Below are 25,839 nucleotides of genomic sequence, written 5' to 3'. Positions count from 1 at the left end.
TTGAGTCTTTCTTTTAGATCGAAAAAGATATGAAACAGACTTTTCGCTTTATCAAACCTATTGAACGAATTACTCACCTGAAGCCGAATGCTACGATGATGCTCTTCTTGGCTTCCGTGCTGGCAGTCATCATGGCCAATAGTTCGTTGAGTTCTATCTATTATGAAATCCTGGAATACCCCATCAACCTGACCGTGGGGAAACATCAGATCTTCTCTCATCATGGGGAGACCATGACGTTGCTCCAGTTTGTCAATGATGTGCTGATGGTGGTTTTCTTCCTTGCCGTCGGACTGGAAATCAAACAGGAGATACTGGTCGGCGAATTATCTTCTTTCAAAAAAGCCATGCTCCCCATTGTAGGGGCCGTTGGGGGGATGATTGTTCCTATTCTAGTATTCCTAATGGTCGTTCACGAAGGCCCCGGGGCAAGAGGTGCTGCCATCCCTATGGCTACGGATATAGCTTTTGCCTTGGCGGCTTTGGCAGCTTTGGGTAGTCGGGTACCGCCGAGTCTGAAGGTCTTCCTGACAGCCCTGGCCGTTGCGGATGATATAGGTGGTATCATTATAATTGCAGTCTTCTATAGCTCCCATATCAATATAGGGATGCTGGTTATTGCTTTTGGTATTCTGTTGCTCATGTACCTGATGGGGCGTATGCATGTCAGCAACTTGGGGCTTTATTTCGTTTGCACCTTCTTTGTTTGGCTCTTTTTCCTCCAAAGCGGTATCCATACCACGATAGCCGGTGTGCTGGCGGCTTTCATGATTCCGGCTCGTCCCGGATTGCATGCCAAGAATCTTCGTGCCGAGATGCGTTCCCTGTTCGAGGTGATGCCTAATGACAAGATTCGACAAGCGGGTACCTCTTTGATCTTGAGCCATAACCAAATCAACGTAATCAACTCCATGCGCAAGACAGCACGTAAGGCCATCAGTCCCATGCAGCTCATGGAGGAGTATCTCAGCCCGATAGTAGGCTACTTCGTGCTGCCACTTTTCGCCTTTGCCAATGCCGGCATCACACTTGGAGGAGTCACTGCCGATGCCTTATGGGGTGTGCCGATGGCCGTATTCTTGGGATTGTTTGTTGGAAAACCTCTGGGTATCTACTTTTTCTCCTATGGCTTTGTCAAGATGAAGTTCTGCCCTTGGCCCGAAGGAATGAGCCGTATCAACCTGATGGCCGTCTCCTTGTTCGGGGGCATCGGCTTCACCGTTTCGCTCTTTATCGCTACTCTTTCTTACACAACGCCTGAGCATATGCACTTCCTCAATGAAGCTAAGCTCGGCATTTTCGCCGCTTCGATTCTCGCTGCTGTGGTCGGTATCTTTACCTTGCGATATGAGCTGAGTCTGGAAAACGCCAAGGCGCAAAAGAGCTGAGAGGTATTTGAAAGGATCGCCTCTTCCCATGCAAGAGAAGCAGCATATTCATATCGGAGAGATTGTCCAACGGCTGAGTGGCAGGAAACTCCCGCAGCCACTTATCCGTTTGCTCGAGTGCCTGATACATCAGGACGAGATCAACGATATACTCGACCGGTACGGACACCTTGAGGGTGTGGACTTTATGACTGCTTTGGTCGGGTATTTTCACGTCGATATAGGTTGGAATAGAGCAGACAGACTGCCGGCCGACAAACGGTGTCTTTTTGTTTCCAATCATCCCTTGGGAGGGCTGGACGGTATCTGTCTCAGTCATCTGATCGGTAGTCACTACTGTTCGGATGTACGTTATATCGTCAATGATCTTCTCTTTCATCTTCGACCACTCCGCCAGATTTTCGTCCCCGTCAATACCCGTGGCAGACAGAAGCGAGAGAGTATAGATCGGCTCCAGGAAGCTTTCGAGAGCGATCTGCCCGTAATAACTTTTCCGGCAGGCTTTTGTTCCCGTCTGATCGATGGTAAAGTTCAGGATACCCCGTGGAAGAAGAGCTTTGTCCGTCAGGCCTACGCCTACAAACGGGATATAGTCCCACTCTTTTTCGAAGGACTTAATTCGAAGCGTTTCTACCGGATAGAGCGTTTCCGTCAGCTCCTTGGCCTTAAATTCAATATCGGGATGGCTTTGCTGCCGGACGAAATGTTTCGGAGCAAAGGACGTCGTTTTCGTGTATTCGCAGGCCGACCTATTCCATGGCAAACTCTTGCGTCTGACCCCCGAGATACCGCTGAGCAGGCACTTCATATCCGTTCACTGGCGTATGACCTCAGCCCGTCGGCCTCAAAGAAATAACCATTAAACCCATGTGCCTCGAACCCATTATTGCTCCGATCTCACCCGAATTGCTCGAGCAGGAGCTGACTGCCGATCGTTTTCTGCGGACGACGAACAAAGCCGGCAATGAAATCTATGTTTTCACGGCCGAAGAAGCTCCGCACTGTATGAAAGAAGTAGGCCGACTGCGTGAAGAAGCCTTTCGGCATTATGGTGGAGGAACGGACAAGGCAATCGATATAGACGAGTTCGACACCATGCCCGGGGGCTACAAACAGCTGATCGTATGGGACCCGCAAAACAAGGCCATACTCGGAGGCTACCGCTTTATCTATGGGCGGGACGTTGCTTTCGATACCGATGGCAAGCCTTTGCTGGCAACGGCAGAGATGTTTCGCTTCAGTGATGCCTTTTTGCGCGATTATCTCCCCTACACAGTCGAATTGGGACGTTCGTTCGTGTCGCTCCAGTACCAATCGACACGGATGGGTACAAAGGCCATTTTTGTGCTGGACAATCTATGGGACGGTATCGGAGCACTCACCGTAGTCAATCCTGAGGCACTCTATTTCTATGGCAAGGTGACCATGTACAAAGACTATGATCGGCGAGCTCGCAATCTGATCCTGTATTTCCTTCACAAGCACTTCTCCGATCCGGAAGGCTTGGTCAAGCCTATTCATCCCCTACCGATAGAGATCAGCCCAGAGGACGAAGCCTTGTTCTCTTCCTCCGACTTTAGTGCCAATTACAAGACACTCAATATAGAAGTGCGCAAACTGGGAATCAATATCCCTCCGCTCGTGAGTGCATATATAGCTTTGTCTCCGGAAATGCGCGTTTTCGGCACTGCAGTAAACGAGGCTTTCGGCGACGTGGAGGAAACCGGCATATTCATTGCTGTGGGCAAGATACTCGAAGAGAAAAAACAAAGACATATAGAAAGCTTTATCCTCAGCCGGAACGAAAAGGAAGGCCACGACAATACCAATGGCTGACCACAATGACCGCGGACATCACGGCGAAGAGATAGCCCTGAAGCATCTCAGGCAGCAAGGTTATCGGATAGAGGCTCTCAACTGGCAATCCGGCAGGCGAGAGCTGGATATAGTGGCATCCACTTCCAGAGAATTGGTCGTAGTGGAAGTAAAGACCCGTACCGAAGGTTTTCTACTGGCCCCCGAAGAGGCTGTAGATATGCGCAAAAGGCGACTGATTTCCGAGTCTGCACATCACTATGTACGTATGTATGCCATCGATCTGCCCGTACGCTTCGACGTTATATCCGTAATCCTGAATGCGGATGGCTCCTGCAAACGCATCGAGCATAGAGAAAACGCCTTCCCTCTTCTGCTGAAACGATCACAGAGGGGTACACCTCGAAGACGCAGATTATAGCCCCGACCGGCTTCGTCGATTCCCGTTCTCTGAAGATAAGGGGGGCTATACCCCTGCATACATAGTCGTCCCTTAAAATTCTTTTTAATCTCTGATATTCAGCAAATTAGTTTGCGAATATCAGAGATTAAAGATCTATTTAAGGGATGACTAATTAGATTATTTCTCACCAGCCTTCTTTGACTGAAGCCCCCAAATTGTTCTGGCTGACGGATTAAAAACCCAAATTCTGTATTTCATAGAGTTGCACTCGAGCAAGTTCCTTTTCTCTACGCGAGATAGAGAACTCATTTTCTGCTTTATCCATTCGATAATGAATAATTTACGTCAGTTCGAGGCAAGAAAACTGCAATTAATATCTTTCCTAACTAAGTTAATACCCTAGGATTGTGGGGTTACACTTGAAAAGGCAGAATATCTTTGTGACTTAGTATATGACTATCAACAAGATACGCACAAACAAACGCTACTTTATGAGAGCAAATGTAGTTTATGTTTTTTGCTTCGAAATGATTTCTCCAAGTTTGATGAAACAGCCAAGGCAAAGCCCTTCGAAAGGGAGGGCAAAAAGTGCAGGAATAGAATGTTTAAGATTTCGGATTGATCTCTTCTGGTACTAAGTTCAAAAATCCACGTTGTGATTGACCGTTGTTGTTGCGCACCTTGCCCTTAAGGGCACAAATAGTTTGCATTTTTCGGACATAAAAAGAGGGCGAGCCAGAACACCTGTTCTAGCTCGCCCTAAAGGTATTTATATCCGAGGCAGCTACTTATTCTTCTGCTGCTTGAGGAGTTTCTACTGCAGGAGCTGCTTCCGTGGCATCTGCACTTTTACGCTTACGAGAACGGCGCGTTTTAGTAGCCTTTTTCGTTGCTTCGCCCAGCATGTTTTCATTGTAGTCAACGAGCTCAATAAAACACATGGCAGCGTTATCTCCCAGACGATAACCGGTCTTCAAGATACGAGTATACCCACCGGGACGATCTGCAATCTTGGCAGCAACATCTCCGAAGAGTTCCTTCAATGCATATTTATTCTGCAAGTAAGAGAACGCGATTCGGCGAGAGTGCGTTGTGTCTTCCTTTGTTTTTGTCAGCAAAGGCTCCACATAGATACGCAAGGCCTTAGCCTTGGCTACCGTTGTAAAAATGCGCTTGTGCAGGATCAACGAAGCAGCCATATTGGACAGCATCGCTTTACGGTGAGCAGCCTTACGGCCCAAGTGATTGAATTTCTTATTATGTCTCATCGTTCTTAGTCTTTATCTAATTTATACTTACTGATATCCATCCCAAATGACAAATTCAGTGCAACCAGCAGTTGGTCAAGCTCTGTCAAAGACTTCTTTCCGAAGTTGCGAATCTTCATCAGATCGCCCTTCGACAGACTCACCAAATCGCCCAATGTATCTACCCCGGCTGCATTCAGACAATTGAGAGCACGAACTGACAAGTCGAGACCTGAAAGCTTGGACTTCAATAGCTGACGCATGTGCAGAGAGTCTTCATCGAACTCATCAGTATCGGCTATATCCACATACTCTATCGCTATCTTATTCTCTGCAAAGAGAGAGAAGTGGGATATCAAGATTTGAGCGGCTTCACGAAGAGCATCTACAGGACGGATCGAGCCATCTGTGGTCACTTCCATCAGGAGCTTTTCGTAGTCAGTCTTCTGCTCTACGCGGAAATTCTCTACCGCATACTTGACATTCCGGATAGGCGTATAGATCGAGTCGATCGCTATCGTGGAAAGCTCATTATGCTCTGCGCGATTCTCCTCTGCCGATACATAGCCACGCCCCTTATTTATGGAAAACTCCATAGTAAGCGTAGCCGATCTATCGAGGTGACAAATGGCAAGATTCGAATTCAATACTTCAAAGTTTGAAAGCTGTGCATTCAAATCACCGGCACGGAACACCTCCGAATTAGAGATAACAATTGTAGCTTTCTCTACATCGGCATTAGAAACAATCTGCTTAAAACGAACCTGTTTGAGATTCAGGATAATATTAGTAACGTCCTCCAATACACCCGGAATAGTAGCAAATTCATGCTCTACACCTTCGATCTTGATTGCAGTAATCGCAAAACCTTCAAGCGAAGACAAGAGTATTCGACGAAGCGCATTGCCAATGGTAATGCCATAACCGGGCTCCAAAGGTTTGAACTCAAACTTGGCGATCGAGTCCGATGTCTCCATCATCAATACATTTTCGGGTTTCTGAAATGCTAATATTGCCATGTGATCTATGGATTATTTCGAATACAATTCAACGATCAGCTGTTCTTTAATATTTTCAGGGATGTCCGTACGATCCGGCATATGCAGCAGCTTGCCGGACAATGAAGACTGATCCCACTCCATCCAAGGATATTTGCTGTGATTGAAACCTGTCAAAGCATCAGCAATAACCTCTAAGGACTTAGAACGCTCACGAACGCCGATCACCTGACCGGGCTTAACAGAATAAGAAGGAATGTTGACAACACTGCCATCTACCGTAATGTGACGGTGGGAAACCAATTGGCGTGCAGCAGAGCGTGTCGGGGCAATCCCCAAACGGAATACCACATTATCCAAACGAGCTTCCAAGAACTGAATAAGCAACTCACCCGTTACACCCTTTGCACGCTGTGCACGATGGAACAAATGACGGAATTGCTTCTCCAATACACCATAAGTATATTTCGCTTTTTGCTTTTCACGAAGCTGGAGGCCATACTCGCTCGTCTTGCGACGACGGTTATTGCCATGCTGACCTGGAGGATAATTCTTCTTGGAAAGAACTTTATCTGCACCAAAGATAGGATCGCCAAACTTACGCGCGATCTTGGATTTAGGGCCTGTATATCTTGCCATTATTATTTGTTTTGTGTCAGATGCTTTTCTATGAACAGAATGCTTCCGGTACAGCCGCGATTGCTATGTGAGAGATTGATAGTTTATAGGCAATCCATACACCGAAAGAATTCGGATTCCACAAAATAAAACATCCGAAATGTTAGAAGATATTCTCTCTTAAACTCTTCTCTTTTTAGGAGGACGACAACCGTTATGAGGCATAGGCGTTACATCAATAATCTCCATAACCTCGATTCCCGCTCCATGAATTGTTCTAATAGCCGATTCACGACCATTACCCGGACCCTTAACGTAAACCGTTACCTTGCGCAAGCCCATATCATATGCCACTTTGGCACAATCCTGAGCTGCCATTTGGGCTGCATAGGGAGTATTCTTCTTTGAAGAACGGAATCCCATCTTACCAGCTGAAGACCAGCTGATAACCTGACCTTCGTTGTTCGCTAAGGAAATAATAATGTTGTTAAAGGAAGAATGGATATGGGCCTGCCCAACTGCTTCTACCCTCACAACTTTCTTTTTTGCGACTGCTTTCTTTGCCATATCAATCTTTATTATTTAGTAGCTTTCTTCTTATTAGCAACAGTCTTCTTCTTACCCTTACGTGTACGGGCATTGTTCTTTGTGCTCTGACCACGCAGGGGTAGGCCGATACGATGGCGAATACCACGATAGCAGCCAATATCCATGAGGCGCTTGATATTCAACTGCACCTCTGAACGCAAATCTCCCTCTACTTTATATCCGGCACCGATAACATCACGAATGGCCGCAGCTTGGTCATCCGACCAATCTTTAACCTTGATATCACGGTCCACTCCGGCTTTATCCAAAATGGTAATAGCACTACTGCGACCAATACCATAGATATAAGTCAAAGCGATAAAACCTCTTTTGTTTTGTGGCAAGTCAACGCCAACTATTCTTATTGCCATATTATGCTTGTTTTTTGTAGCTAATTAAACAATTATCCCTGACGCTGCTTGTATTTGGGATTCTTCTTATTGATTACATATAAGCGTCCTTTTCTCCTGACAATCTTGCATTCGGGAGTACGCTTCTTTACTGATGCTCTTACTTTCATTATCTTGGGTTTTAATTTATTTGTACCTAAAAGAAATACGCCCCTTTGTCAAATCATAAGGAGACATCTCGACTTTGACTTTATCCCCCGGCAGAATCTTGATATAATGCATCCTCATCTTTCCGGAGATATGAGCCGTAATGACATGACCATTCTGTAGTTCAACCTTGAACATAGCATTCGAAAGTGCTTCCAATATCACTCCGTCTTGCTCTATCGCTGTCTGCTTAGACATATCTAAAATTCTTTATCACCTAAAACGTCTTGAATAAAATCGAAAGAGGAGAGGATCTGTGCCCTCCCTCCCTGAATTGCAATACAATGCTCGAAGTGGGCTGATGGTTTGCGATCTTTTGTACGTATAGTCCAACCATCCTTTTCAGTAACTACATTCTTACTTCCAAGATTGATCATGGGCTCAATACAGATACACATCCCGTTTTTCAACAAAGGGCCGGTACCTGGCCGACCATAGTTCGGCACCTCAGGTGATTCATGCATCTCCCGACCTATTCCATGCCCGACCAATTCGCGAACAACAGAGTATCCACGGCTTTCGCAATACTTCTGTACTACACTGCCAATATCTCCTACTCGATGGCCTTCTATGGCAACAGCAATCCCTTCGTACAACGACTCCTTCGTCGTTTTCAATAGTTGGAATACTTCCGGGGCAACTTCTCCTACAGCAAACGTATAGGCAGAATCTCCCGTAAATCCATTCAGGAAAGTACCGCAGTCGACTGATACAATATCACCTTCTTCGAGGATAGCTTTAGCAGAAGGGATACCATGAACCACATTCTCATTGACCGATACGCAAATACTATTAGGGAAACCTCCATAACCAAGGAAAGCCGGCTCAGCCCCATGGTCACGAATAAATTCCTCTGCGACCTTATCAAGCACCAAGGTTGAAACACCCGGCCGAATATTTTTTGCAACTTCGGCCAGAGTCTTTCCAACCAACTGATTTGCTTCGCGCATCAACGCGATTTCTTCATCCGTCTTTAGGTAAATCATCAATACGCGGAAACAGAGCCAACTCTACCTTTGATACGTCCACTCTTCAACAAGCCATCATAATGTCTCATCAAGAGATGGCTCTCGATCTGCTGCAAGGTATCCAAAACAACTCCCACCAAAATCAGTAGAGAAGTTCCTCCGAAGAACTGTGCAAAAGCCGAACTAACACCGAACATCTCCGCAAAAGCAGGCAGGATGGCAACTATCGCCAAAAACAATGCTCCAGGAAGGGTTATTCTGTCCATTATCGCGTCAATATAATCTTTTGTTTGTTTTCCAGGCTTAATACCGGGAATAAAGCCGTTGTTCCTCTTCAGGTCATCGGCCATCTGCTTAGGATTGATCGTAATCGCCGTATAGAAATACGTAAAGAGAATGATCAAAATAGCAAATACAAGATTATACCAAACACTTGTGTTGTTAGACATAGCACTCAGGAATCCCGAAGACTGATCAACATTGGCGAATCCCAAAATAGAGATCGGAATGAACATCAGTGCCTGAGCAAAGATGATAGGCATCACATTGGCAGCATTTACCTTCAAGGGGATATACTGACGTGCTCCCCCATACTGCTTGTTGCCGACAACTCGCTTCGCATATTGCACAGGCACCTTTCTCGTTCCTTGTACCAACAGGATTGCACCTGCTATGACAAAAAGAAGAAATACAATCTCTGCAAGGAAAGCGACCAAACCACCAACAGCACTCGTTGTACGAGAAGTAAACTCAGCCACAAAAGCATGAGGCAAACGAGCGATAATACCAATGAGAATGATCAACGAAATACCATTACCGATACCCTTGTCTGTAATACGCTCTCCTAACCACAGGACAAACATACTACCACCGGTAAGAATAGCAACTGCAACTATCTGGAACCAAAGGCCACCGGGCATCGATGCTCCTACAGACTGCATCTGTACTCGCAAGTTCACCAAATAGGTAAGAGACTGTAAAATCAAAATAGCAACTGTCAGATAACGAGTCCACTGATTGATCTTCATGCGCCCACTCTCACCTTCTCGCTGCAATTTTTGCATTGCAGGTACAGCAATCGCTGCCAACTGCATAACAATCGAAGCAGAGATATAAGGCATAATGCCCAAGGCAAAAATAGATGCATGTGAGAAAGCTCCCCCAGAAAACATATCCAAGAGAGCCATCAGTCCTCCAGCCGTCTGGTCTTTGAGTGCTGACAACGATGCGGGGTCAATACCGGGGATCACTACAAATGAACCCAAGCGATAAACGACGACGAACAATATGGTCGTGAGAATGCGTTGACGCAAATCCTCAATCTTCCATATATTCTTGATTGTTTCTACCGCACGCATAAGCTTATAGTTTTACAACAGATCCTCCTGCTTTTACAATAGCTTCTTCTGCTGTCTTAGAGAAAGCATGAGCTTCTACTGTCAAAGCCGTAGTCACTGTACCATTGGCCAATATCTTAACTAAAGAGTTTCGAGAAACAAACCCTGCAGCAATCAAGTCTTCTACCGAAATCTTCGTTAGAGAGTTAGCCTCGGACAAAGCCTGAAGCACAGACAGATTGATTGGCTTGTATTCTACTCGATTTATATTCTTGAAGCCAAACTTAGGCAAACGGCGCTGAATAGGCATTTGACCTCCTTCAAAACCGATCTTCTTAGAATAGCCAGAACGTGATTTCGCTCCTTTATGTCCTCTTGTAGAGGTTCCTCCCAGGCCTGAACCCGGACCACGACCAATTCTCTTGCGAGACTTGACCGCCCCCTCTGCAGGCTTTAAACTAGACAAATTCATATGTTCTTCTTGTTTTTAGCGTTAATCATTCAACGATCAAAACCAGGTGTCTCACCTTATTAACCATACCCAATATACTGGGAGTAGCTTCATGCTCGACAATTTGATTCAATTTTCTTAATCCAAGGGCATCTAAAGTTCTCTTCTGATCCTTAGGACACCTAATTCTACTACGAACTTGTTGTATCTTAATTTTAGCCATCACTAATCTTCCTCCTCAATTAACCTTTGAAAACTTTTTCAACAGAGATACCGCGATTCTGAGCAACCATCAAAGGGCTACGCATCTCTGCGAGGGCTTGAATCGTTGCTTTTACAAGATTGTGAGGATTAGAAGAGCCTTTGCTTTTTGCAAGGACATCAGTAACGCCAACGCTATCCAAGACAGCACGCATGGCACCCCCAGCCTTTACTCCGGTACCAGTGGTCGCGGGCTTCAAAAACACGCTGGCTCCACCATAAGAAGCAGCTTGTTCGTGAGGGATTGTACCATTATGCACCGGAACCCGGATTAAATTCTTTTTAGCAGCCTCAACCCCTTTTGCTATAGCGGCAGGGACTTCACCGGCTTTTCCAAGGCCCCAGCCGATAACACCGTCTTCATTACCTACGACAACAATAGCAGCAAAAGTAAAGGTGCGCCCACCTTTTGTAACCTTGGTCACACGATTGATTGCAACCAAGCGATCCTTCAATTCCAGATCGTTTGTCGATTTTACTCGATTATATACAATAGCCATATCGATTAAAATTTGAGGCCGCCTTTACGGGCTGCATCAGCCAATTCCTTAATACGGCCATGGAAAAGATAGCCGTTACGATCAAACACTACAGTGGATATACCTGCCTCAGTGGCTGCTTTCGCTATTTCGTCACCAACCTTGGCCGCAATTTCCTTTTTAGATCCTGTCATCTCTAATTTCAAAGATGATGCAGAAGCAAGAGTTCTACCGGCAATATCATCAACCAATTGCGCATATATCTGCTTATTGCTGCGGAAAACAGTCAAGCGTGGTCTTTCCTTTGTTCCGCTAATCTTGCCGCGTACACGAGCCTTTATTTTTTGTCTTCTTTGTTCTTTCGTTACCATGATAATACTTAGTTACGATTATTTTCCAGCAGATTTACCAGACTTCCTGCGAATTTGCTCACCGACAAACTTGACACCCTTACCCTTGTAAGGTTCAGGTTTTCTGAACGATCGGATCTTCATACACACTTGACCGAGAAGCTGCTTGTCAGCACTTTCGAGGATAATCAAAGGGTTTTTGTTTCTCTCGCTCTTGGTTTCAACTGTCACCTCTTTAGGCAGCTGCATGAAAATGCTATGCGTAAAGCCCAAGGAAAGCTCAAGGAGCTGCCCTTGATTAGAAGCCCTATAGCCTACCCCAACGAGTTCGAGTTCACGCTTAAAACCGGCAGAAACACCCTGCACCATATTATTAATCAAGGAACGATAGAGACCATGCAAAGAGCGTTCGATACGGTCATCGGTCTTACGCTCTAAATGGATCACACCATCTTCTATCACAACAGCGATTCGAGGATCTACATATTGTGACAACTCGCCCTTAGGACCTTTTACTGTTACGATTTCTTCCTTATGAGATACCGTCACACCAGCGGGTATGCTGATGGGCAACTTACCAATTCTTGACATAATTCTGTACCTCCTTTATCAATAAACGTAACACAATACTTCTCCCCCAACTTTCAACTCACGAGCTTCTTTATCAGTCATCACTCCTCGTGGGGTAGAAACAATAGCAATACCAAGGCCATTCAATACGCGGGGCATATCACGATAGCCCACATACTTTCGAAGACCGGGACGAGACACACGCTTCAACTTCTTGATGGCATTTACTTTATGTGCCAAATCATACTTTAAGGCAACTTTTATTATGCCTTGAGAGTCATTCTCCTCAAACTTATAGTTCAGGATATACCCTTTGTCGAAAAGGATCTTTGTGATCTCTTTCTTAATATTTGACGCCGGCACACTTACCACACGATGGCCAGCCATAATTGCATTACGCAACCGCGTCAAATAATCTGCAATAGGATCTGTCATTTTGAATTACAATTAAATTGATCCGGAAAGCCGGACAATATTTAAAACTCTTACCAACTCGCTTTTTTTACGCCGGGGATAAGACCGGCAGAAGCCATTTCACGAAATTGAATACGGGAAATACCAAATTGGCGCATATAGCCCTTCGGACGCCCAGTCATCGAGCAACGATTGTGCAAACGAACAGGAGAAGCATTCTTAGGGAGCAACTGCAAGGCTTCATAATTTCCTTCAGCCTTGAGTGCCGCTCTCTTTGCAGCATATTTCGCCACAAGCTTGGCACGCTTCACCTCGCGGGCTTTCATTGATTCTTTAGCCATATCAATTTTGTTTTTTAGCGTTCTTGAACGGTAAACCAAATTCTTTCAGAAGGGCATAACCTTCTTCATCGGATTGCGCCGAAGTCACAAAGGTAATATTCATTCCGAGAATCTTCGTAATCGCATCGATATTTATCTCGGGGAAAATGATTTGTTCATTGATTCCCAACGTATAGTTACCTCTTCCATCGAGCTTGCTTTCGATACCCTTAAAGTCGCGGATTCGAGGCAAAGCGATGCGCACCAGACGCTCCAAGAATTCATACATTTGCTCGCGACGCAGAGTAACCATAACACCGATTGGCATCTTCTTTCTCAACTTAAAGTTCGAGATGTCTTTCTTTGATACTGTCGGCACAGCTTTCTGTCCGGTAATAGCCGTCAATTCGCTTACTGCAACATCGATAATCTTCTTGTCACCAGTAGCCATACCAAGACCTTGGTTGATCACGATTTTCTTCAACACAGGGACTTGCATCACGCTCGTATAACCGAATTGTTTCATCAGGGCAGGAACGATTCTTTCCTGATAGTCTTTCTTCAGATTGGCAGTGGCACTCATTATTTAATCTCCTCTCCTGATTTTTTAGCGTAACGAACTAATTTGCCATTCTCATTGAGACGACGGCCAATGCGAGTTGCCTTTCCTGTTTTGGGATCAACAACATTCAGGTTGGAAATATGTATAGGAGCTTCCTTTGATATGATTCCACCCTGAGGATTCTTGGCACTAGGTTTAGCATGCTTTTTGATCATATTCAGCCCTTCGACGATCGCACGCTGTTCCTTTACTAATACCTCCAAAACGCGACCAGAGTGGCCCTTGTCTTCGCCACTGATCACCATGACGGTATCACCTTTCTTTATATGTAATTTACTCATTTCTGCTTGCTTAATTATAAAGTTATAATACTTCGGGAGCGAGAGAAACAATTTTCATATTTGTTCCACGCAGTTCGCGTGCGACCGGTCCGAAGATACGGCTGCCACGAATATCACCGGCTGCATTCAGCAAGACACAAGCATTGTCGTCAAAACGAATGTACGATCCATCGGGGCGACGAACCTCTTTCTTCGTTCGTACGATTACTGCTTTGGAGACAGCACCTTTCTTGATGTCGCTTGAAGGGATAACACTCTTGACCGAAACCACGATGATATCACCCACAGAGGCATAACGTCTGCGCGTGCCGCCCAAAACACGAATACAGAGAGCTTCTTTTGCTCCGCTATTGTCAGCGACAACGAGTCTTGATTCTTGTTGTATCATCTTATTTTGCCCTTTCGATTATTTCAGTTAGTCTCCATCTCTTTGTACGACTCAGAGGACGCGTTTCCATGATACGTACCGTATCGCCGATACCGCATTCATTCTTCTCGTCATGTGCGTGGTATTTTTTTGTCTTATTGACAAACTTACCATATATAGGATGCTTCTCTTTCCACTTCACAGCAACCGTGATAGTCTTATCCATTTTGTTGCTTGAGACAACACCCACACGTTCTTTTCTAAGATTTCTTTCCATGTGTGCACTCTATTTATTTATTGAGTTCGCGTTGGCGCAGCACTGTCTTCATCTGCGCAATCATACGACGTTGATGCTTTAGTTTAGCAGGACTATCCAAAGGCGAAACCGCATGGTTGATTCGCATTTGGTCATAAGCAGCCACTTCGGCATCCAATCGCTCCTGGAGCTCTTTCGTTGCAAGCTCTTTAATTTCGGCAATCTTCATGACAATTACGCATTTTGATTTTGGATATCATAGTCGTGACGGACCACGAACTTAGTCGTTACGGGGAGCTTCTGAGCAGCCAAACGAAGAGCTTCCTTAGCTATTTCGTAAGACACACCTTCCACTTCGAAAATGATTCGACCGGGAGTAATAGGAGCGACGAAACCTTCCGGAGCACCCTTACCCTTACCCATACGAACACCTTCTCCCTTCTTGGTAATAGGTTTGTCAGGGAAAATACGAACCCACACTTGTCCTTGACGCTGCATATAGCGAGTCACTGCAATACGAGCGGCCTCAATCTGACGACCGGTTATCCACTTGCTCTGCAAAGACTTGATTCCAAAAGAACCGAAAGACAACTGGTTGCCTCTCTGGGCAAAACCCTTCATGCGACCTTTCTGCTGTCTTCTAAACTTTGTTTTTTTTGGTTGTAACATTTTGTCTGTCTTTCTAAATGTTAGCGATTACCTTTTCTTCTACGGTTGCGATCACCGCCACGGTTGTTGCCGCCTTGTGCATTGGGACGACGGCTTTGGTTTTTGGCCACTGCAAAATTGGGAGCGAGGTCGCGTTTCTCATAAACCTCCCCTTTGCAAATCCAAACCTTAATTCCGAGCAAGCCGACCTTGGTCAGAGCCTCTGCCAAAGCATAGTCAATGTCTGCACGGAGGGTATGCAGAGGGGTACGCCCTTCCTTGAACATTTCAGAACGTGCCATTTCCGCACCGTTCAGACGGCCGGATACTTGAATCTTGATGCCTTCTGCACCCATACGCATAGCCGACGCAATAGCCATCTTTACGGCACGACGATAAGCGATCTTTCCTTCCAGCTGGCGAGCGATATTCTCAGCCACAATAGCAGCATCCAACTCAGGCTTCCGGATCTCATAGATATTGATCTGGACATCCTTTTTCGTGATGCGCTTCAACTCTTCTTTCAGCTTATCGACTTCCTGACCAGCCTTGCCGATGATCATACCCGGGCGAGCGGTACAGATGGTAATGGTTACCAACTTCAATGCACGTTCAATAACGATACGCGATACACTGGCTTTGGCAAGGCGAGCGTTCAAATACTGACGAATACGACTATCTTCCAATAGCGTCTCACCATATTTACGACCACCATACCAATTGGAATCCCATCCACGGATGATTCCCAAACGATTACTTACCGGATTTATTTTCTGTCCCATCCTTCGTTAGTTATTATCGTTATTAAGCGTATCTACATAAATGGTCACGTGATTCGAGCGTTTACGAATCCGATAGCCACGACCCTGTGGTGCAGGGCGAAGGCGTTTGAGCGTAGAAGCACCGTCTACACAAATACGAGACACGAACAACTCACCCTCTTCGGCTTTACGCTCGTTCTTCTCTTCCCAGTTTGCCACTGCAGAACGCAGCAGCTTCTCTACACGTGCCGAAGCTTCTTTGTTAGAGAACTTCAGCACACCCAAGGCGCGATTCACTTCCATACCACGGATCATATCGGCCACCAATCTCATCTTGCGGGGAGAAGTAGGCACGTTACGAAGCTTGGCAAAGTACATCTGCTTGAGGGCTTCCTTTCTTGCTTCGGCTGAATTATGTTTTCTTGCACCCATTGTTCTTAATACTTTTAATTGTTCAGATTCCTGAAGTGTTTGTATTCAACCGAATTACTTCTTCTTGTTGCCGGCATGACCACGGAAAGTACGTGTAGGAGAGAACTCCCCTAACTTATGACCCACCATGTTTTCGGTAACAAAAACAGGAATAAACTTATTTCCGTTATGCACTGCAATGGTATGTCCCACGAAGTCGGGAGAAATCATTGAGGCACGAGCCCACGTCTTAATGACAGCTTTCTTGCCGCTCTCGTTCATCGCCAAGACCTTCTTTTCCAGCTTGAGATTAATATATGGACCTTTCTTAAGTGAACGACTCATAATTTTCTTTGATTAAATCAGATTACTTTTTCCTTCTCTCAATGATGTACTTAGAAGAATGCTTCTTCGGAGCTCTTGTCTTCAAGCCCTTAGCATACAAGCCCTTGCGTGAACGGGGATGACCTCCTGACTGGCGACCTTCACCACCACCCATGGGGTGATCCACAGGGTTCATCACCACGCCTCGGTTGTGAGGTCTGCGACCCAACCAGCGAGAACGACCGGCCTTTCCTGATTTTTCCAGAGCATGGTCTGAGTTGCCCACGCTACCGATCGTAGCCTTACAAGTAGACAAAATACGACGAACTTCGCCTGAAGGCATCTTGATCACCACATAGGTTCCTTCGCGAGAAGTCAGCTGGGCAAATGATCCGGCAGAGCGAACCATCTTGGCACCCTGACCCGGGCGAAGCTCGATGTTGTGAATAATCGTACCGACGGGTATATTCGCCAGAGGAAGAGCGTTGCCGACTTCTGGAGCAGCTTCGCTTCCTGACATCACTGTATGGCCGACTTCCAAGCCGTCCGGAGCGATGATATAAGCCTTTGCTCCGTCCGCATAGTAAAGCAGTGCGATACGAGACGAACGATTAGGATCGTACTCGATGGTCTTTACTGTAGCAGGAATGCCATCTTTCGTTCTCTTGAAGTCGATGAAACGATACTTTTGCTTGTGACCACCACCGATGTAACGCATTGTCATCTTACCGGTATTGTTACGGCCACCCGTTTTCTTCTTACCAACTACAAGAGACTTTTCTGGTGTGCTTGCAGTGATCTTATCAAACGCACCAATAACCTTGTGTCTTTGCCCCGGGGTTGTGGGCTTGAGTTTACGTATTCCCATTTTTTCTTAGATATTGCTGAAGAAGTCGATCGTATCTCCTTTCTTAAGCGTCACAATCGCCTTTTTGAAAGAAGCCTCTTTGCCGCGAATCAGTCCACTCTTGGTATAGCGGTTTTTGCGCTTACCGTCATATCTCATCGTGTTCACGTCTTCGACTTTCACATTATACATAGCCTCTACAGCCTTCTTAATCTCTATTTTATTCGCGTTAGGAGAAACGCGGAAGCCATAACGCTCCGACATCTTTTCCGTAACAGCGGTCATCTTTTCCGAAATAATCGGCTTAATGATGATTCCCATATACCAAATCCTCCTTATGCTTTAAATAGTTCATTAACAACGGCAACAGAACGCTCTGTCAGCACGAGATTCTTGGAAGCCAACACTGCGTAAGTATTGATCAGATTGGCAAGAATCAAATTCGTATTCGGCAGGTTGCGAGCAGACAAGTGCACATTCTTATTCATCTCGGGAAGGACGTAGAGCACTTTCTTTTCGTCCACCTTCAATGCAGCAGAAATAGCCTTGAAAGCCTTTGTCTTGGGAGCATCGAAGTTGAAGTCCTCCACTACGATGATCTCATTGTTCTTCGCTTTGTAGCTCAGAGCCGAACGACGAGCCAAAGCCTTCAGCTTCTTGTTCAGCTTGAAGCTGTAGTTACGAGGACGCGGACCGAAAACACGAGCACCACCACTGAGGAGGGGTGAGTTGATATCACCACGACGTGCTCCACCGCTACCCTTCTGACGGATCAGCTTGCGCGTACTACCGGAAAGTTCGCTACGTTCTTTGGCCTTGTGCGTACCTTGGCGCTGGTTGGCCATGTACTGCTTTACATCCAAGTAGATAGCATGGTCGTTAGGCTCTATCGCGAAGATCGAGTCGTCCAGAACGACTTTCTTACCCGTATCTTCTCCTTTGATATTATATACGCTCAGTTCCATTACTTTTCAATTAACAAGATTGAACCTTTAGCACCGGGCACGCTACCTTTCACAAGGAGCAGATTGTGCTCGGGCATCACCTTAATAACTTCCAGATTCTGCACGGTCACGCGCTCGTTACCCATCTGACCGGCCATACGCGTTCCCTTGAACACTTTGGCTGGATACGAACAGGCTCCGACTGCACCGGGAGCACGCAAACGATTGTGCTGACCGTGTGTAGCCTGACCCACACCACCGAAACCGTGGCGTTTTACTACACCTTGGAAACCTTTTCCTTTAGAAGTTCCCACTACATCGACAAAGTCGGCATCGCTAAAGAACTCTACGTTCAATACGTCGCCGAGCTTGTGCTCGCCTTCGAAATTCTTGAACTCGGCCAAGTGTCTCTTGGGGGTTACATTGGCTTTCTTGAAATGGCCGGCCAAAGGTTTTGTCGTATGCTTTTCTTTTGCATCCACAAAACCAAGCTGCAATGCGCTATAGCCGTCTTTCTCCAAAGTCTTTACTTGCGTAACCACACAAGGACCAACTTCGATAACAGTGCATGGCAGATTCTTGCCCTCGGCACTGAATACGGATGTCATTCCGATTTTCTTTCCTAATAAACCTGGCATTTCAGTTTTTATTAAACGTTTCTCAAACTTTGATTTCCACTTCCACACCGCTGGGGAGTTCCAATTTCATCAGAGCATCCACAGTCTTGGCAGTAGAGTTGTAAATATCAATCAATCTCTTGTATGAAGAGAGTTCGAACTGCTCACGGCTCTTCTTGTTTACGAACGTAGAGCGGTTCACTGTGAAAATCCGCTTATGCGTGGGCAGAGGTATAGGACCGCTAACCATCGCACCGGCTGCTTTCACCGTCTTTACGATCTTCTCGGCAGACTTGTCCACCAGCATATAATCGTAAGACTTCAGCTTAATTCTAATCTTTTGGCTCATATCTATGTTGTTCTTTTATTTGATCAAATCAACGCGACCCTGAGCTTCGGTAAGCACCTGCTTAGCGATGGTAGAGGGCACTTCTGAATAGTGAGAGAAGGTCATTGTACTCGTAGCACGACCGCTCGTTATCGTACGGAGAGCCGTCACATAGCCGAACATCTCAGCCAGAGGCACCTTAGCCTTTACGATACGTGCACCGGTACGGCTGCTTTCCATACCTTCCACCTGACCGCGACGCTTGTTCAAGTCGCCGATCACATCACCCATACTCTCTTCGGGGGTCACCACTTCCAGTTTCATGATAGGCTCCATCAGAGTAGGACGGGCTTTTTCACAAGCATTCTTGAACGCCTGAAGGGCACAGATTTCGAATGACAACTGGTCGGAGTCCACCGGGTGGAAAGAACCGTCGATTACGGTTACCTTCAGCTGATCGAGCGGATAGCCGGCCAATACACCATTCTTCATGGCACGCTGGAAACCCTTTTGAATAGAAGGGATGAATTCCTTGGGGATATTACCACCCTTCACCTCATCCACGAACTGCAATTCGCCTTCGAAGTCGGCATCGGCAGGCTCCACACGACAGATAATGTCGGCAAACTTACCACGACCACCGGTCTGCTTCTTGTACACTTCGCGAAGCTCCACAGGATCGTTGATAGCCTCTTTGTAAGAAACCTGAGGACGTCCCTGGTTGCATTCCACCTTGAACTCACGACGCAGACGGTCTATGATAATATCGAGGTGAAGCTCACCCATACCACTGATAACCGTCTGTCCGGACTCTTCGTTCGTCTGAACGCGGAATGTGGGGTCTTCTTCGGCCAACTTGGCCAAGCCTACGCCCAAACGATCGAGGTCCTTCTGCGTCTTCGGTTCTACGGCGATACCGATCACAGGATCGGGGAAGTCCATAGATTCGAGAACGATAGGATGATTCTCATCACAGAGCGTATCGCCCGTACGAATATCCTTGAAGCCTACACCGGCACCGATGTCACCGCAACCGATCACATCTTTCGGATTTTGCTTGTTCGAGTGCATCTGGAAGAGGCGAGAGATACGCTCCTTCTTGCCAGAACGCGTGTTGTAAACGTATGAGCCGGCGGGCAATTCACCGGAATATACGCGGAAGAAGCAAAGACGACCTACGTACGGGTCGGTAGCGATCTTAAAAGCCAAAGCACAGAGAGGCTCGCTCGGAGATGTCTTGCGCTCTATCACCTTGTTCGGGTCCGAAGGATCCGTACCTTCCACTGTGGGCGTATCCACCGGGCTGGGGAGGAACTTACATACGGCATCGAGCAATGTCTGCACGCCCTTGTTCTTGAATGAAGAACCGCAGAGCATAGGGTTGATCTGCATGGCGAGTGTACCCTTGCGAAGAGCTGCCAGGATTTCGTCCTCCGTAATGGTAGAAGGATCATCGAAATACTTTTCCATCAGCGTATCATCGCAGTCGGCCAATGTCTCGAGCATCTTGTCGCGCCACTCTTCGGCCTCAGCCACAAGTTCGGCGGGGATGTTCTCTACATCGTACTTGGAGCCCATGGTCTCATCGTTCCATACGAGAGCCTTCATAGTCACCAAGTCCACAACTCCCTTGAATGTCTCCTCTGCTCCGATAGGAATCTGAATGGGGCAAGGATTGGCACCCAACACTTCGCGAAGCTGACGTACCACTTCAAAGAAGTTAGCACCCGAACGGTCCATCTTGTTCACATAGCCGATACGGGGTACATTATATTTCTCAGCCTGACGCCACACGGTCTCGCTCTGAGGCTCCACACCACCTACGGCGCAGAAAGCGGCAACGGCTCCGTCCAAGATACGGAGAGAACGCTCCACTTCCACCGTGAAGTCCACGTGCCCCGGAGTGTCGATCAGGTTGATCTTGTACTTTTGGTTGTTGTAGTTCCAGAACGCAGTCGTAGCAGCAGAAGTGATTGTGATCCCCCTCTCCTGTTCCTGCTCCATCCAGTCCATGGTAGCTGCACCATCGTGCACCTCGCCGATCTTGTGCGTCAGACCCGTATAGAACAGGATACGCTCGGATGTAGTAGTCTTTCCGGCATCGATGTGAGCCATGATGCCGATATTTCTTGTAAACTGTAATTCCTTATCAATTGCCATTGGGGTCTTCCTTTAGAATCTGAAGTGGGCGAATGCGCGGTTAGCCTCGGCCATGCGGTGCATATCTTCCTTACGTTTGAAAGCTGCGCCTTGGTTGTTAAATGCGTCTACTATCTCAGCAGCCAATTTATCGGCCATAGTCTTTCCACCACGCTTACGGGCATAAAGGATAAGATTCTTCATAGAGATCGACTCCTTGCGCTCGGGACGGATTTCCGTCGGCACCTGAAAGGTAGCACCACCGATACGGCGGCTCTTTACTTCTACCTGAGGAGTGATATTATCGAGGGCCGCCTTCCAAATCTCGAGGGCAGACTTCTCTTCGTTTGAGAGCTTCGTCTTCACGATGTCCAAAGCACCGTAGAAGATACTGAAAGCTGTGCTCTTCTTTCCATCATACATTAGGTGATTAACGAACTTAGTCACCTTCACATCACCATAGACGGGATCCGGCAGGATCTGTCTTTTTTTAGGTTTTGCTTTTCTCATTGTCTCAAAAAATTTCGTTTTTGTCGATTGGTTGCCGTTTCATTTTTGTCTTCAACGCTCCCGCCGGAGCATTTACTCAACCCTGTTTAAGCCTATCCAATTGAACTCAAAACCGGTTCTTAAATAATTTGTTGGTTGCGCCCTTGATCGTAGCGCGATTGTAGATTGGGGAAGTGATTCGTCCTTATCGGTCTGCGGCCTCGCTCATCGAAGCCGACGAATCCGCTTAGCGGCTCTTACTTCTTACCTTTAGCGGCAGGAGCCTGTCCGGGCTTCGGACGCTTGGCACCGTATTTGGAGCGACGCTGCGTACGGCCATTCACACCTGCTGTATCGAGCGTACCACGGACAATGTGATAGCGCACACCGGGCAAGTCCTTCACACGACCTCCACGAACCAGCACGATGCTGTGCTCCTGCAAGTTGTGACCTTCTCCCGGGATGTAGGCATTGACCTCTTTAGAATTCGTCAGACGCACACGTGCCACCTTACGCATAGCCGAATTCGGCTTCTTGGGCGTAGTCGTATAAACGCGCACACAAACGCCGCGACGCTGCGGGCACGAATTCAATGCCGGCGATTTGCTCTTATCCGCGAAAGATTCACGACCCTTTCTAACCAACTGTTGAATTGTAGGCATTTCTTCTTTCTTTAAAACTATGATTATAATTATCTCTTTCCTAATCTATTACACTGCCAACTATACGAGCAGCGGCGCAAAGGTACATATATTTTCCCAATCCGCAACAGCCCCACAGCTTTTTTTTCACGGCAACGCTCTAATACTCAATAGCATCAACCGACATCCATAGACCGAACGGTTCTTCCCAAGCGAGAGATCCGAAAAGGCGGATGCGCATCGAAAGAGGAATGTCAGCACCGAAAAGAAAGAGAATACAAAAATAGCCCGAAAAAGAGAGATACAGCGCGCAGCCACAGAAAAGGAACGCACCGCATATAATAATGTACGCACGCGCGAGATACCGAAGGTAGCACGATTCAGACCAAAGAGAGAAACCGGAACGGAAAAAGGACAGCTGCCCTGCAAAGCGTTTACGCGCCATAATTTTCTATCTCCATGCTCCGAAAAACGTGGCGCGTAAAATTTTTCGCTGTGGCTCGGGAAGTAAAAAATTCTCGCGCCACAGCGAAAAAAAAATCTCGCGCCGCTTTTCCCGAAAAGACGCGCCGCAATCGGAGCAATTACGGTTCGAGAAAATCCGATCGGAATATATCCGCCCAAGAGTGAGTGGGGCTTCTATGCAGCTCTACCGATAGCCTCGATCGCCATAATAACGACCGCGATCAGGGAAGCCGTCAGAGCCAAGAAGAGCAAGCAATAGAGCATAACGAGAAGTGTACGCCAGAAGCTCCGCCACCAAGAGCAGAGGAATAGCTGCTTGTAGTCCCACCAAAACAAAAGGAATAGGAGCAATGCAGGCAGCCCGTATAGCGACCCCATCCGGGCATCGCCGTAGAAAGGCAGGGCGAGAATGTTCAGCAATAACAGCTGGCAGGCTATGTATGCCTGAGTGATAATGTGCTCGGTCAGGTTATATGCCGCCGCCCCTTTGTGGCCGAACGCGACTTTGGTACAAACGGCAAGGATGGGGAGAATAGTGATAATCCTGACGGCTTTGTTGCTTTGAAACCATTCCACCAGCAGACTCCATATTCTTGAAAAGAAAGGGAGGGAGTTCAACTTATTTTTCTGCTCGGTGACGAACTTCATTTGCTTGTAAAAAAAGGCTCTTCTCCCCGTGTATCGCTCGGCGATCATTTCTCTGCTATCACTGCCGACTGCCTCATTCTCCTTTTGCAAGGAGGATATTTCTCTTTGATCCATCCGATACTCTTGACGTGTAAGCTCCTCGCCAGCCGACTTTTTCTGCGAGGGATCAGGTCCGATCAGTTGTGCAAAGATGATGTACAGAGAGGCCAGCACGAAAAGGGTCTGAAAGGGACGGAAGTAGACAACCCTCTTGCCACCGATAAAGTCCCGTATCAAATAACCCGGGCGGTAGAGTAGTTCCACGATGGTACGTCCGAAACCGTTGTCGATATTGGTGAAGCCGCCTATCACGTTTCGGACCATCTGCCGGAAGTGATAGCGTCCGGTGCGAGAGGTTTGTCCGCAGCGATTGCAGAAATTGCCCGTATATCCGTCTCCGCAGTTTTGGCATGTATGTACGCAGGGGTCTGCCGGTGGAGTGGCTCTGCCACGTATCAGCCTCAACTCTAATGCGCGGATTCGTATCCGAAGGGGAAAGAGCAGCGATTGCAGCCGCCGGTCGATCTTTCTTGGCAGTAGTCTGCGCTTCCGCAGGATTGCCCAAAAGACCAGCCCGGCAATGGCAGACATCCCCCATTGCCCCGAGGTAGCCAAATCTTCTATTGCCAACCATAGGAGCAATGCAAGCATGAGGATCTGCAATGGGTTGGCCATCTTTCTATCCGACGAATGCCCATGCTCCCCGTTTTTCTGTTTCTTCGAAGCACTATCGTGCGAACCTTCCGTTTCTTTCTTCGTTTTGCTGTTCGTTTGCATCATCCGAATTTCACTTACTTGTGTACAAATATAGTTATGACAAATGGAGGGCGTAGCCCACTCGGTTCGGTTGCTTACCGGCAGGTTGCCCCACGAGTGCGATTGATAAGAGCGAAAGGCTTTTTGCTAACTTTGTTGCTACGAATAGTACGTTAGTACGACAGTGAATGCACAGCTTTTCTCTGCGGACTAATGCTTTCATGCAATGAAAAGACTTCACTGTACGTTTAATCCCAAAGGCCGGACCACTGATGTCAGTCTTCGGCTGCCACTCTCCAAGAGCGAATGGATCCGGCTGTTGCTGCTCCGTGCCATGTCGGGAGAGGTGCTGCCTCCTTTGGGAGGAGATGCTCCCTCCGATGTACAGACGGTGCACCGGATTTTGACTTCGGATATATCCGATGAGGTGAACGTAAGGGATGCGGGTACTGCTATGCGCTTTCTGACAGCCTACATGGCGCGCTTTGTCTCCCGGCCTGTACGGTTGTATGGTACGGAGCGGATGTATGCACGTCCGATCCGTCCTTTGGTGGAGGCTCTTCGCTCTTTGGGCGCGGATGTCACCTACGAAGGAGTAGAGGGTTTCCCTCCTCTGCTGATACGGCCGGCTGCTATGTGCGGAGGCACTGTCTGTGTGGATGCAGGTGTCAGCTCGCAGTTCGTCAGTGCTCTCTTGCTGATCGCTCCTACGCTCAGTGGGGGGCTGTCGATCAAGCTGGAGAACAGGGAGGTATCGGCTCCCTACACCGGTATGACTTGCCGTCTCCTCACGGCTTTCGGCATAGAAGTCGAGCGCAGCGAAGACAGCATAACGGTTGGAGAACGGCCTTTCACTGCTCCGATGGAATGGTATCCGTCGGCCGATTGGTCTGCTGCCGGCTATATATATAATATGGTAGCGGTGGGAGAGCTTTCCGGTAGAGTAAGCCTTCCGGACTTGCTTCCGCCGGACGAGAGTATGCAGGCTGATAGTCGCGCAGCAGCTCTGTTCGGACGGCTGGGTGTCGTCACAGAGAAGACCGATAGCGGCATAGTCCTCAGTTATTCGCCGGTGAGGTGTACTGATGATTTCGGTACGGAAGATGTCCGAGATTGTCCCGACCTGGTGCCGACTTTAGCTGTATGTTGTTTGCTGAAGGGGGTACCGTTCTGCCTGGAGGGTGTAGGACATTTGAGGCTGAAAGAATGCGACCGCTTGGCGGCTATCTGTACCGAAGCACGCAAGCTGGGCTACGTTGTTCGATCGGATGAGGATACTCTCCTTTGGGATGGAGAACGGTGTATGCCGGAAGAGCTGCCTGTCATCAGGGTCTACGACGATCACCGTATGGCCATGGCCTTTGCAGCGGCTGCCGCATTGTCGGAGCAGGGTGTGATGATAGAGGATGCCGGCGTAGTCGGCAAGAGTTTTCCCGGATTCTTTAGCGTGAGCCGCCTTTTGGGATTCGACGGAGAGGAAATATAAGTAAGA

General features: G+C 47.4%; 40 protein-coding genes. 5 read left to right on the top strand and 35 right to left on the bottom strand.

The features are described 5' to 3' along the window. Nucleotides 1-29: 29 nt before the first annotated feature. The 4 genes from nhaA to HQ50_RS02770 are packed head-to-tail and all read left to right on the top strand — an operon-like array spanning nucleotide 30 to nucleotide 3,624. Entirely contained in the window at nucleotides 30-1,388 is a 1,359-nt protein-coding gene (gene nhaA, locus HQ50_RS02785; protein ID WP_039428167.1) for a Na+/H+ antiporter NhaA, read from the top strand. A 28-nt stretch (nucleotides 1,389-1,416) separates the two neighbouring features. After that, nucleotides 1,417-2,244 (top strand): 1-acyl-sn-glycerol-3-phosphate acyltransferase, encoded by an 828-nt coding sequence (locus tag HQ50_RS02780; RefSeq protein ID WP_039428165.1) that lies wholly within the window; start codon nucleotides 1,417-1,419, stop codon nucleotides 2,242-2,244. Between the two features lie 11 nt (nucleotides 2,245-2,255). Further along, a complete protein-coding gene (locus HQ50_RS02775) occupies nucleotides 2,256-3,224 on the top strand; it encodes a GNAT family N-acetyltransferase (protein ID WP_039428163.1) in 969 nt (322 codons plus the stop codon). Beyond that, nucleotides 3,217-3,624 carry a YraN family protein gene (locus tag HQ50_RS02770; RefSeq protein WP_039428161.1) on the top strand — a complete coding sequence of 136 codons (408 nt, stop codon included), beginning with the start codon at nucleotides 3,217-3,219 and terminating at the stop codon, nucleotides 3,622-3,624. The genes HQ50_RS02775 and HQ50_RS02770 overlap by 8 nt, the downstream gene beginning before the upstream one ends. A gap of 770 nt (nucleotides 3,625-4,394) precedes the next feature. On the opposite strand, the gene rplQ is transcribed toward HQ50_RS02770, so the two are convergent. The 35 genes from rplQ to HQ50_RS02600 all read right to left on the bottom strand — a co-directional run bounded on the left by rplQ (nucleotide 4,395) and on the right by HQ50_RS02600 (nucleotide 24,371). Next, nucleotides 4,395-4,874, bottom strand: coding sequence for a 50S ribosomal protein L17 (rplQ, locus tag HQ50_RS02765; protein WP_039423630.1), 480 nt, complete (start codon nucleotides 4,872-4,874; stop codon nucleotides 4,395-4,397). A 5-nt stretch (nucleotides 4,875-4,879) separates the two neighbouring features. Further along, nucleotides 4,880-5,872, bottom strand: a complete 993-nt coding sequence (locus tag HQ50_RS02760; RefSeq protein ID WP_039428160.1) for a DNA-directed RNA polymerase subunit alpha — start codon at nucleotides 5,870-5,872, stop codon at nucleotides 4,880-4,882. 12 nt (nucleotides 5,873-5,884) lie between these two features. Further along, nucleotides 5,885-6,490 carry a 30S ribosomal protein S4 gene (gene rpsD, locus HQ50_RS02755; protein ID WP_004583573.1) on the bottom strand — a complete coding sequence of 202 codons (606 nt, stop codon included), beginning with the start codon at nucleotides 6,488-6,490 and terminating at the stop codon, nucleotides 5,885-5,887. Nucleotides 6,491-6,649: 159 nt separating this feature from the next. Continuing rightward, nucleotides 6,650-7,036 carry a 30S ribosomal protein S11 gene (rpsK, locus tag HQ50_RS02750; RefSeq protein ID WP_018964727.1) on the bottom strand — a complete coding sequence of 129 codons (387 nt, stop codon included), beginning with the start codon at nucleotides 7,034-7,036 and terminating at the stop codon, nucleotides 6,650-6,652. A gap of 11 nt (nucleotides 7,037-7,047) precedes the next feature. Then, the gene (gene rpsM / locus HQ50_RS02745; RefSeq protein WP_004583575.1) at nucleotides 7,048-7,428 is read right to left on the bottom strand and encodes a 30S ribosomal protein S13; all 381 of its coding nucleotides are present in this window, start codon (nucleotides 7,426-7,428) and stop codon (nucleotides 7,048-7,050) included. A gap of 32 nt (nucleotides 7,429-7,460) precedes the next feature. Beyond that, on the bottom strand, nucleotides 7,461-7,577 hold the full coding sequence (gene ykgO / locus HQ50_RS10585; protein ID WP_004583576.1) for a type B 50S ribosomal protein L36: 117 nt from the start codon (nucleotides 7,575-7,577) through the stop codon (nucleotides 7,461-7,463). A gap of 16 nt (nucleotides 7,578-7,593) precedes the next feature. Then, complete coding sequence (gene infA, locus HQ50_RS02740; protein ID WP_004583577.1) at nucleotides 7,594-7,812, bottom strand: translation initiation factor IF-1; 219 nt, start codon at nucleotides 7,810-7,812, stop codon at nucleotides 7,594-7,596. Nucleotides 7,813-7,814: 2 nt separating this feature from the next. Further along, entirely contained in the window at nucleotides 7,815-8,600 is a 786-nt protein-coding gene (map, locus tag HQ50_RS02735) for a type I methionyl aminopeptidase (protein ID WP_039428159.1), read from the bottom strand. Beyond that, nucleotides 8,600-9,940 (bottom strand): preprotein translocase subunit SecY, encoded by a 1,341-nt coding sequence (secY, locus tag HQ50_RS02730; protein ID WP_005873886.1) that lies wholly within the window; start codon nucleotides 9,938-9,940, stop codon nucleotides 8,600-8,602. The genes map and secY overlap by 1 nt, the downstream gene beginning before the upstream one ends. 4 nt (nucleotides 9,941-9,944) lie before the next feature. Beyond that, nucleotides 9,945-10,391 carry a 50S ribosomal protein L15 gene (rplO, locus tag HQ50_RS02725; RefSeq protein WP_026292135.1) on the bottom strand — a complete coding sequence of 149 codons (447 nt, stop codon included), beginning with the start codon at nucleotides 10,389-10,391 and terminating at the stop codon, nucleotides 9,945-9,947. 25 nt (nucleotides 10,392-10,416) lie between these two features. After that, nucleotides 10,417-10,593, bottom strand: a complete 177-nt coding sequence (gene rpmD / locus HQ50_RS02720) for a 50S ribosomal protein L30 (protein WP_010956442.1) — start codon at nucleotides 10,591-10,593, stop codon at nucleotides 10,417-10,419. A gap of 19 nt (nucleotides 10,594-10,612) precedes the next feature. Then, nucleotides 10,613-11,131 carry a 30S ribosomal protein S5 gene (gene rpsE / locus HQ50_RS02715; protein WP_004583581.1) on the bottom strand — a complete coding sequence of 173 codons (519 nt, stop codon included), beginning with the start codon at nucleotides 11,129-11,131 and terminating at the stop codon, nucleotides 10,613-10,615. A gap of 5 nt (nucleotides 11,132-11,136) precedes the next feature. Then, on the bottom strand, nucleotides 11,137-11,481 hold the full coding sequence (gene rplR, locus HQ50_RS02710) for a 50S ribosomal protein L18 (protein ID WP_018964724.1): 345 nt from the start codon (nucleotides 11,479-11,481) through the stop codon (nucleotides 11,137-11,139). 18 nt (nucleotides 11,482-11,499) lie between these two features. After that, nucleotides 11,500-12,051 carry a 50S ribosomal protein L6 gene (gene rplF, locus HQ50_RS02705; RefSeq protein ID WP_018964723.1) on the bottom strand — a complete coding sequence of 184 codons (552 nt, stop codon included), beginning with the start codon at nucleotides 12,049-12,051 and terminating at the stop codon, nucleotides 11,500-11,502. Between the two features lie 18 nt (nucleotides 12,052-12,069). Further along, nucleotides 12,070-12,465: a 30S ribosomal protein S8 gene (rpsH, locus tag HQ50_RS02700; RefSeq protein WP_010956444.1), complete on the bottom strand. Its 396-nt coding sequence runs from the start codon at nucleotides 12,463-12,465 to the stop codon at nucleotides 12,070-12,072. A 50-nt stretch (nucleotides 12,466-12,515) separates the two neighbouring features. Then, nucleotides 12,516-12,785, bottom strand: coding sequence for a 30S ribosomal protein S14 (rpsN, locus tag HQ50_RS02695; RefSeq protein ID WP_004583585.1), 270 nt, complete (start codon nucleotides 12,783-12,785; stop codon nucleotides 12,516-12,518). A 1-nt stretch (nucleotide 12,786) separates the two neighbouring features. Beyond that, nucleotides 12,787-13,347 (bottom strand): 50S ribosomal protein L5, encoded by a 561-nt coding sequence (rplE, locus tag HQ50_RS02690; protein ID WP_004583586.1) that lies wholly within the window; start codon nucleotides 13,345-13,347, stop codon nucleotides 12,787-12,789. Then, nucleotides 13,347-13,667, bottom strand: a complete 321-nt coding sequence (gene rplX, locus HQ50_RS02685; RefSeq protein ID WP_004583587.1) for a 50S ribosomal protein L24 — start codon at nucleotides 13,665-13,667, stop codon at nucleotides 13,347-13,349. The genes rplE and rplX overlap by 1 nt, the downstream gene beginning before the upstream one ends. 22 nt (nucleotides 13,668-13,689) lie before the next feature. Continuing rightward, nucleotides 13,690-14,055 carry a 50S ribosomal protein L14 gene (gene rplN / locus HQ50_RS02680; RefSeq protein WP_004583588.1) on the bottom strand — a complete coding sequence of 122 codons (366 nt, stop codon included), beginning with the start codon at nucleotides 14,053-14,055 and terminating at the stop codon, nucleotides 13,690-13,692. Nucleotide 14,056: 1 nt separating this feature from the next. Then, entirely contained in the window at nucleotides 14,057-14,311 is a 255-nt protein-coding gene (gene rpsQ, locus HQ50_RS02675) for a 30S ribosomal protein S17 (protein ID WP_004583589.1), read from the bottom strand. Nucleotides 14,312-14,324: 13 nt separating this feature from the next. Beyond that, nucleotides 14,325-14,519 carry a 50S ribosomal protein L29 gene (gene rpmC / locus HQ50_RS02670; protein ID WP_004583590.1) on the bottom strand — a complete coding sequence of 65 codons (195 nt, stop codon included), beginning with the start codon at nucleotides 14,517-14,519 and terminating at the stop codon, nucleotides 14,325-14,327. A 5-nt stretch (nucleotides 14,520-14,524) separates the two neighbouring features. Continuing rightward, a complete protein-coding gene (rplP, locus tag HQ50_RS02665; RefSeq protein WP_026292133.1) occupies nucleotides 14,525-14,959 on the bottom strand; it encodes a 50S ribosomal protein L16 in 435 nt (144 codons plus the stop codon). 20 nt (nucleotides 14,960-14,979) lie between these two features. Then, nucleotides 14,980-15,720 (bottom strand): 30S ribosomal protein S3, encoded by a 741-nt coding sequence (gene rpsC, locus HQ50_RS02660; RefSeq protein ID WP_004583592.1) that lies wholly within the window; start codon nucleotides 15,718-15,720, stop codon nucleotides 14,980-14,982. Nucleotides 15,721-15,726: 6 nt separating this feature from the next. Continuing rightward, a complete protein-coding gene (rplV, locus tag HQ50_RS02655) occupies nucleotides 15,727-16,131 on the bottom strand; it encodes a 50S ribosomal protein L22 (RefSeq protein ID WP_004583593.1) in 405 nt (134 codons plus the stop codon). A gap of 54 nt (nucleotides 16,132-16,185) precedes the next feature. Continuing rightward, the gene (gene rpsS / locus HQ50_RS02650) at nucleotides 16,186-16,455 is read right to left on the bottom strand and encodes a 30S ribosomal protein S19 (RefSeq protein WP_010956447.1); all 270 of its coding nucleotides are present in this window, start codon (nucleotides 16,453-16,455) and stop codon (nucleotides 16,186-16,188) included. 22 nt (nucleotides 16,456-16,477) lie between these two features. Continuing rightward, entirely contained in the window at nucleotides 16,478-17,302 is an 825-nt protein-coding gene (gene rplB / locus HQ50_RS02645) for a 50S ribosomal protein L2 (protein ID WP_010956448.1), read from the bottom strand. A 6-nt stretch (nucleotides 17,303-17,308) separates the two neighbouring features. Continuing rightward, a complete protein-coding gene (gene rplW, locus HQ50_RS02640; protein ID WP_018964718.1) occupies nucleotides 17,309-17,602 on the bottom strand; it encodes a 50S ribosomal protein L23 in 294 nt (97 codons plus the stop codon). A gap of 14 nt (nucleotides 17,603-17,616) precedes the next feature. Next, a complete protein-coding gene (gene rplD / locus HQ50_RS02635) occupies nucleotides 17,617-18,246 on the bottom strand; it encodes a 50S ribosomal protein L4 (RefSeq protein WP_018964717.1) in 630 nt (209 codons plus the stop codon). Beyond that, nucleotides 18,246-18,863, bottom strand: a complete 618-nt coding sequence (gene rplC, locus HQ50_RS02630) for a 50S ribosomal protein L3 (protein WP_039428157.1) — start codon at nucleotides 18,861-18,863, stop codon at nucleotides 18,246-18,248. The genes rplD and rplC overlap by 1 nt, the downstream gene beginning before the upstream one ends. Before the next feature lie 22 nt (nucleotides 18,864-18,885). After that, entirely contained in the window at nucleotides 18,886-19,191 is a 306-nt protein-coding gene (gene rpsJ, locus HQ50_RS02625) for a 30S ribosomal protein S10 (protein WP_004583599.1), read from the bottom strand. Nucleotides 19,192-19,206: 15 nt separating this feature from the next. After that, complete coding sequence (fusA, locus tag HQ50_RS02620; protein WP_039421720.1) at nucleotides 19,207-21,330, bottom strand: elongation factor G; 2,124 nt, start codon at nucleotides 21,328-21,330, stop codon at nucleotides 19,207-19,209. A gap of 12 nt (nucleotides 21,331-21,342) precedes the next feature. After that, a complete protein-coding gene (gene rpsG / locus HQ50_RS02615) occupies nucleotides 21,343-21,819 on the bottom strand; it encodes a 30S ribosomal protein S7 (protein WP_018964714.1) in 477 nt (158 codons plus the stop codon). Between the two features lie 236 nt (nucleotides 21,820-22,055). Further along, complete coding sequence (gene rpsL / locus HQ50_RS02610; protein WP_004583602.1) at nucleotides 22,056-22,460, bottom strand: 30S ribosomal protein S12; 405 nt, start codon at nucleotides 22,458-22,460, stop codon at nucleotides 22,056-22,058. Between the two features lie 413 nt (nucleotides 22,461-22,873). Further along, complete coding sequence (locus HQ50_RS12025) at nucleotides 22,874-22,966, bottom strand: DUF1661 domain-containing protein (RefSeq protein WP_160216970.1); 93 nt, start codon at nucleotides 22,964-22,966, stop codon at nucleotides 22,874-22,876. A 112-nt stretch (nucleotides 22,967-23,078) separates the two neighbouring features. Next, nucleotides 23,079-24,371 (bottom strand): DUF3667 domain-containing protein, encoded by a 1,293-nt coding sequence (locus HQ50_RS02600; RefSeq protein ID WP_235317919.1) that lies wholly within the window; start codon nucleotides 24,369-24,371, stop codon nucleotides 23,079-23,081. A gap of 202 nt (nucleotides 24,372-24,573) precedes the next feature. On the opposite strand from HQ50_RS02600, the gene HQ50_RS02595 reads away from it, so the two are divergent. Beyond that, nucleotides 24,574-25,833 (top strand): 3-phosphoshikimate 1-carboxyvinyltransferase, encoded by a 1,260-nt coding sequence (locus HQ50_RS02595; protein WP_039428153.1) that lies wholly within the window; start codon nucleotides 24,574-24,576, stop codon nucleotides 25,831-25,833. Nucleotides 25,834-25,839 lie beyond the last annotated feature (6 nt).

The organism is Porphyromonas sp. COT-052 OH4946, assembly GCF_000765965.1.
Lineage (GTDB): Bacteria > Bacteroidota > Bacteroidia > Bacteroidales > Porphyromonadaceae > Porphyromonas > Porphyromonas gulae.
Note: the sequence above shows the minus strand (reverse complement) of the source record. Positions and strands in the feature narration are given on the sequence as shown.

Bases quoted from the DNA above. Each gene is read 5' to 3' on its own strand.
- rpsK (WP_018964727.1), bottom strand. From the start codon at position 7,036: ATGGCAAAGAAAGCAGTCGCAAAAAAGAAAGTTGTGAGGGTAGAAGCA.
- rplE (WP_004583586.1), bottom strand. From the start codon at position 13,347: ATGAGTGCCACTGCCAATCTGAAGAAAGACTATCAGGAAAGAATCGTT.
- rplN (WP_004583588.1), bottom strand. From the start codon at position 14,055: ATGATACAACAAGAATCAAGACTCGTTGTCGCTGACAATAGCGGAGCA.
- rplO (WP_026292135.1), bottom strand. From the start codon at position 10,391: ATGAATTTGTCTAGTTTAAAGCCTGCAGAGGGGGCGGTCAAGTCTCGC.
- HQ50_RS02775 (WP_039428163.1), top strand. From the start codon at position 2,256: ATGTGCCTCGAACCCATTATTGCTCCGATCTCACCCGAATTGCTCGAG.
- rplR (WP_018964724.1), bottom strand. From the start codon at position 11,481: ATGGTAACGAAAGAACAAAGAAGACAAAAAATAAAGGCTCGTGTACGC.
- rpsG (WP_018964714.1), bottom strand. From the start codon at position 21,819: ATGAGAAAAGCAAAACCTAAAAAAAGACAGATCCTGCCGGATCCCGTC.
- rplQ (WP_039423630.1), bottom strand. From the start codon at position 4,874: ATGAGACATAATAAGAAATTCAATCACTTGGGCCGTAAGGCTGCTCAC.
- rpsN (WP_004583585.1), bottom strand. From the start codon at position 12,785: ATGGCTAAAGAATCAATGAAAGCCCGCGAGGTGAAGCGTGCCAAGCTT.
- rpsL (WP_004583602.1), bottom strand. From the start codon at position 22,460: ATGCCTACAATTCAACAGTTGGTTAGAAAGGGTCGTGAATCTTTCGCG.
- rpsS (WP_010956447.1), bottom strand. From the start codon at position 16,455: ATGAGTCGTTCACTTAAGAAAGGTCCATATATTAATCTCAAGCTGGAA.
- rpmD (WP_010956442.1), bottom strand. From the start codon at position 10,593: ATGGCTAAAATTAAGATACAACAAGTTCGTAGTAGAATTAGGTGTCCT.
- rplD (WP_018964717.1), bottom strand. From the start codon at position 18,246: ATGGAACTGAGCGTATATAATATCAAAGGAGAAGATACGGGTAAGAAA.
- rpsM (WP_004583575.1), bottom strand. From the start codon at position 7,428: ATGGCAATAAGAATAGTTGGCGTTGACTTGCCACAAAACAAAAGAGGT.
- infA (WP_004583577.1), bottom strand. From the start codon at position 7,812: ATGTCTAAGCAGACAGCGATAGAGCAAGACGGAGTGATATTGGAAGCA.
- rplP (WP_026292133.1), bottom strand. From the start codon at position 14,959: ATGTTACAACCAAAAAAAACAAAGTTTAGAAGACAGCAGAAAGGTCGC.
- fusA (WP_039421720.1), bottom strand. From the start codon at position 21,330: ATGGCAATTGATAAGGAATTACAGTTTACAAGAAATATCGGCATCATG.
- HQ50_RS02760 (WP_039428160.1), bottom strand. From the start codon at position 5,872: ATGGCAATATTAGCATTTCAGAAACCCGAAAATGTATTGATGATGGAG.
- HQ50_RS02600 (WP_235317919.1), bottom strand. From the start codon at position 24,371: ATGATGCAAACGAACAGCAAAACGAAGAAAGAAACGGAAGGTTCGCAC.
- rpsE (WP_004583581.1), bottom strand. From the start codon at position 11,131: ATGGCTATTGTATATAATCGAGTAAAATCGACAAACGATCTGGAATTG.
- rplW (WP_018964718.1), bottom strand. From the start codon at position 17,602: ATGGGAATCATCATTAAGCCGATTATTTCGGAAAAGATGACCGCTGTT.
- rplX (WP_004583587.1), bottom strand. From the start codon at position 13,667: ATGAGTAAATTACATATAAAGAAAGGTGATACCGTCATGGTGATCAGT.
- rplB (WP_010956448.1), bottom strand. From the start codon at position 17,302: ATGGGAATACGTAAACTCAAGCCCACAACCCCGGGGCAAAGACACAAG.
- rpsJ (WP_004583599.1), bottom strand. From the start codon at position 19,191: ATGAGCCAAAAGATTAGAATTAAGCTGAAGTCTTACGATTATATGCTG.
- HQ50_RS02770 (WP_039428161.1), top strand. From the start codon at position 3,217: ATGGCTGACCACAATGACCGCGGACATCACGGCGAAGAGATAGCCCTG.
- rpsQ (WP_004583589.1), bottom strand. From the start codon at position 14,311: ATGGAAAGAAATCTTAGAAAAGAACGTGTGGGTGTTGTCTCAAGCAAC.
- rpsC (WP_004583592.1), bottom strand. From the start codon at position 15,720: ATGGGACAGAAAATAAATCCGGTAAGTAATCGTTTGGGAATCATCCGT.
- rplC (WP_039428157.1), bottom strand. From the start codon at position 18,863: ATGCCAGGTTTATTAGGAAAGAAAATCGGAATGACATCCGTATTCAGT.
- HQ50_RS02595 (WP_039428153.1), top strand. From the start codon at position 24,574: ATGAAAAGACTTCACTGTACGTTTAATCCCAAAGGCCGGACCACTGAT.
- ykgO (WP_004583576.1), bottom strand. From the start codon at position 7,577: ATGAAAGTAAGAGCATCAGTAAAGAAGCGTACTCCCGAATGCAAGATT.
- nhaA (WP_039428167.1), top strand. From the start codon at position 30: ATGAAACAGACTTTTCGCTTTATCAAACCTATTGAACGAATTACTCAC.
- rpmC (WP_004583590.1), bottom strand. From the start codon at position 14,519: ATGAAGATTGCCGAAATTAAAGAGCTTGCAACGAAAGAGCTCCAGGAG.
- secY (WP_005873886.1), bottom strand. From the start codon at position 9,940: ATGCGTGCGGTAGAAACAATCAAGAATATATGGAAGATTGAGGATTTG.
- HQ50_RS02780 (WP_039428165.1), top strand. From the start codon at position 1,417: ATGCAAGAGAAGCAGCATATTCATATCGGAGAGATTGTCCAACGGCTG.
- rplV (WP_004583593.1), bottom strand. From the start codon at position 16,131: ATGGGTGCAAGAAAACATAATTCAGCCGAAGCAAGAAAGGAAGCCCTC.
- map (WP_039428159.1), bottom strand. From the start codon at position 8,600: ATGATTTACCTAAAGACGGATGAAGAAATCGCGTTGATGCGCGAAGCA.
- rpsH (WP_010956444.1), bottom strand. From the start codon at position 12,465: ATGACAGATCCTATTGCAGATTATTTGACGCGGTTGCGTAATGCAATT.
- rpsD (WP_004583573.1), bottom strand. From the start codon at position 6,490: ATGGCAAGATATACAGGCCCTAAATCCAAGATCGCGCGTAAGTTTGGC.
- rplF (WP_018964723.1), bottom strand. From the start codon at position 12,051: ATGTCAAGAATTGGTAAGTTGCCCATCAGCATACCCGCTGGTGTGACG.